The 4,202-nt window shown below is 56.1% G+C and carries 3 protein-coding genes and 1 pseudogene; 2 read left to right on the plus strand and 2 right to left on the minus strand.

All coding sequences use genetic code 11. From position 1 onward, the window contains the following. Positions 1 to 179 precede the first annotated feature (179 nt). Positions 180 to 1,628 carry an aminotransferase-like domain-containing protein gene (locus CPT76_RS01705; protein WP_105441731.1) on the minus strand — a complete coding sequence of 483 codons (1,449 nt, stop codon included), beginning with the start codon at positions 1,626 to 1,628 and terminating at the stop codon, positions 180 to 182. Positions 1,629 to 1,754: 126 nt separating this feature from the next. On the opposite strand from CPT76_RS01705, the pseudogene CPT76_RS01710 reads away from it, so the two are divergent. Together CPT76_RS01710 and CPT76_RS01715 are read left to right on the plus strand one after the other, a co-directional pair. After that, positions 1,755 to 1,934 (plus strand): annotated as a pseudogene (locus CPT76_RS01710) (LysE/ArgO family amino acid transporter); the annotation flags it as partial. Between the two features lie 176 nt (positions 1,935 to 2,110). Then, complete coding sequence (locus CPT76_RS01715; protein ID WP_076170434.1) at positions 2,111 to 3,088, plus strand: aldo/keto reductase; 978 nt, start codon at positions 2,111 to 2,113, stop codon at positions 3,086 to 3,088. Positions 3,089 to 3,580: 492 nt separating this feature from the next. Here CPT76_RS01715 and CPT76_RS01730 read toward each other — a convergent pair. Next, the coding region (locus CPT76_RS01730; RefSeq protein WP_105441733.1) for a TetR family transcriptional regulator at positions 3,581 to 4,202 on the minus strand (622 nt) is incomplete at its 5' end.

Raw genomic sequence — 4,202 nt, forward strand, 5'->3', positions numbered from 1 at the left:
AATCTGTTGATGGTCCATGTTGCTTCCTCCCGTAAACACAGAGTTATTTTCAATTAAATTTGAAAGACGATCGTTCGACACTAAACTTCATTATACTACTAAACTCATCCTTCGGAACAAGAGATTAACCATTCTTTTTGAAAGATGGAATCAAAATCCAGGACCACAAGGGTGAATCCTCACCTATACGCTCGAATCATTCCGGCCAGTCGAATCAATCCCCGCTCCAGGTCGTGAAGAGACGCATACGCATACGATAAGCGCAGATGCTGCCGGTCATGCCGGTCATAATTTTGCCCCGGGTTTAAGAGGATCCCCTCTTTCAGGGCCTGCTCGAACAGCTGGTGAACCGGGATGGGAACGTGCAACCGCAGCCAAATGTAAAACCCGCCTCCGGGTATCTCCCACGTTGCTATATCTTGAAAATATTGCTGAAGGATCGAGAGGGCAAAATCTCTGCGCAGCTTCAGCTTCTGCCGGATATCGGCAAGATGCGGCTCGTACCGGCCTGTGCTCAGCCACTCCGCTACGGCATATTGGGACAGCGAGCTGGCGCCGTAGTCAGTTTGCATTTTGATGTCGGCCAGCCGGTCGATGACCGGTTCCGGCCCGGCCACCCAGCCGATCCGCAGTCCCGGGCCAAGCGTTTTGGACATGCTGCCCATATAGAGAACAAGGCCCTGCGGATCGGCCGACTTGAGCGGCGGGGGCGGCGGCGCGTCCAGCCACAAATCTCCGTATACGTCATCCTCGATTACCGGCAGCCGCTCCAAGGCCGCAGCCTTCATCAGCTCTTCCCGACGCTTCCCTGACATGACCCGTCCGGTTGGGTTATGGAAGCTCGGGATCGTATACAGCAGCCCCGCCTGATGCTGACGTTTGGCCGGTCCCACCGCATCCGGACGAATCCCTTCCAGGTCCATCGGAACGCCGGCGAGCCGGATCCCTGCCGACTGAAACACGTGGATCGAGTTCAGATAGGACGGAGTTTCCGTCAGAACGGTCGAACCGGGCTGGAGCAGACCGACCGATATCAGCTGCAATCCTTGCAGCGCACCCGACACGATCAGAATCGACGACGGGGAAGCGGAGATTCCCTTGGACCGTAAATATTCGCTGAGCGTCTCCCGGAGAAACCGGCTTCCTTTCGGCTCGGAATAACCCAGCGACAAATGCCTGCCCCTCCCCTTCCCGATGACTTCCTGCATATGGGCTGCAGGGAGAAGCTCCGGTGACAGCTCCCCCGTTCCAAGCCGGATGATGTCTGCCCTGGCCTCGGCCTGGTTAATTCGCTGAATCAGCTGGATGTTGGGCGGATAAGCCCCTGCCCGGACGTAGCGGTTCCAGTCGGGAGCCGGACCAGCCGCAAGCAGATTCCACGTATTGTTGACCACCACGGTTCCTTGTCCAACCTTGGATTCGATGAGCCCATTGGCCGCAAGCTCTCCGAGCGCATAGACCACCGTGCTGCGGTTCACTTGAAACCGGGCAGCCAGTTCCCGCTGTGGAGGGATTCTCGTGCCGACAGGCCATTCCCCGTTCATGATTTTCCCTTGCATATATTCGTAAATCTGCCGGTGAAGCGGCACCGGAGACGACTTGTCCAAATGCCATTCCTCGTAACGCATAGACCCTCTTCCTATCATGATTGATTTCGTTTATTCTAACAGATTGGTTGGGTATTTAGCCAACCAATTGGATGGAGACCTAGAGTGGCGCCTTCGATAAAATAGGGACATTACAGGAGGAATGATATGATACATGCCCTATTTCACGGATTTATATTGGCCCTTGGGCTGATTTTGCCACTCGGCGTTCAAAACCTGTTTGTGTTCGGTCAAGGCGCCGCCCACACCCGCTTGAGCCGGGCACTGCCGGCTGTCATTGCCGCCTCCCTTTGCGATACGCTGCTGATATCCCTGGCGATCATGGGCGAAGAGTGAAGGATCCGGAGGGTCCAATAAGGTCAACGCAGGTTAGTTCAAAGCAGGTCCAAACAGGCTCAAGTAACACGAGATTCACTTAGTATACTTTTTTTCAGTGCTTACCAGAAACCGAAAGAAGAATTATAATGTTACCGAATCCACCAGGAAAAGGAGGAAATTGAAACGTGAAGTATACCTATTTGGGAAAAACAGGATTAAAGGTTAGTCGTCTCTGCCTCGGTACGATGAATTTTGGTCCAAGCACCGAGGAGAAGGAAGCTTTCAAGATTATGGATGCAGCCCTCGACGCAGGTGTCAATTTCTTCGATACGGCCAACGTCTACGGCGGTAATGAGCACCGCGGATGGACCGAGGAAATCATCGGCCGCTGGTTCGCCCAAGGTGGCGGAAGACGGGAAAAAGTCGTGCTCGCCACGAAAGTATACGGCAACATGGAACATCCTATCGTGGATCCCAATGAGCAAGGGGGACTTTCCGCGTACAAGATCCGCCGTCACCTGGAAGGCTCACTCCGCAGGCTGCAGACGGACCATATCGAGCTCTATCAAATGCACCATGTGGACCGGAACGTGTCCTGGGATGAGCTCTGGAACGCTTTTCAAACTCATCAGAACCAGGGAAAAATCGGATACGTCGGCGCCAGCAACTTTGCCGGCCGCGACCTGGTGAAGGCGCAGTACGAAGCGGAGAAGCGCGGCCTGCTCGGCCTGGTGTCCGAGCAGCACAAATACAGCCTGCTCTGCCGGCTGCCGGAGCTTGAAGTGCTCCCTGCCGCGGAAGAGCATGGCATCGGCGTCATCGCCTGGAGCCCGCTGGACGGCGGCGTGCTTGGCGGCAACCTGAACCCGAAGGAAGGATCGCGGACTGCGCGCCAGACCGAACGGCTTGAGAAGCTGCGCCCGCAGCTGGAGCAGTTCTCGAAGCTGTGCAAGGAGCTGGGCGAATCCGAGGCGACGGTGGCGCTCGCCTGGACGCTCGTGCATCCGGCGATGACGGCCCCGATCATCGGACCGCGGACGCTGGAGCAGTTCGAGCAGACGCTCCGGGTTGTTGAGGTCGAGCTGAGCGAAGACGTGCTGGCGCGCCTGGACGAAATTTTCCCGGGTCCCGGCGGAGAAGCCCCTCGGGCTTACGCTTGGTAACCCGCAGTAAAAGAAAGCAAGCCTGATCGAACTCATCCTATTCAGATGAGCTGATGGCTTTCCGGACATGTTCCGAGTGCTAAAAATCAGCGCCATTCTGAAAAGAAAAATCCTATATGCTCTTATGCCTTCAATAGAGAACACACCTTGAAGCTTCAAGGTGTGTTCTTGCTGTTTATTGATTAGTCTCTGAACTGCCGGAAGAAGGAACGCAGATCTTCGGCAAGCTGATCCGGTACCTCCATGGCGGCGAAATGGCCGCCCAGATCGAACTCCGACCAATGCACGACGGTGTACTGGCGCTCGGCAATTCGGCGGACCGGCTGAACCAGATCGTACGGGAGTACCGCGACACCTATGGGAGCCGGGCAAGGAATCCTAATTTCCTGGGCAAGCCCCTCGTACGGAAGACAGCAGGCCCCGCTTTTCGGTTATATCAACAAAAAGATTCCGCAGGAGCCGCGGAACTTTTATCGCTTTAACTGTATGGCCTCAACCCGGTGGCATAGAAGAAAGCCGGTCCATATGGCGATGCAGCACATTCACCAGATCCGCATCGTCCCCCTGCTCCAGCCATTCCTCGATGGAGACGCGCAGAGCCGCCATATAGACGGCCACCAGAAACCGGACTTCATCACGGTCCGCCCCGGTTTCGAGCCTCGAGCAAAGCGCATCACAGAGAGCCGGCTCCGCCTCCATCAGCGTATACAAAAATAAGGACGCGATAGAGGGCGTCTGCCCGGCAATCCGGTACCGGAGCACAAGACCCGGGCGCTGTTTCTCGTATTGGCCGGCCAGGTAACCGAAGACCGACTGCAGGGCAGCATGTGGTGATGCCGGAGGCTCCGCTTCCAGCAGGTATCGGATGCCATCCAGCTGCGTGCTGCGGATCGGTCCCGACAGCACTTCCTCCTTGGACGCATAATACCGGAAGAACGTGCGCGACGACATCGTGACCGCATCGGCAATGTCCTGAATCGAGGTCTGCTCATAGCCCTTCTGCTGAAAAAGCCGAAGCGCCGCTTCCTCAATCGCCGCCTGGGCCAGACGCTTCTTTCGCTCCCTTAAACCTGCCGGCGCTTCTATGGGATGTATGTTTTCTTTAGGATTCATC

It is taken from the genome of Paenibacillus sp. AR247 (assembly GCF_002968895.1).
Taxonomy (GTDB): Bacteria; Bacillota; Bacilli; order Paenibacillales; family Paenibacillaceae; genus Paenibacillus_AQ; species Paenibacillus_AQ favisporus.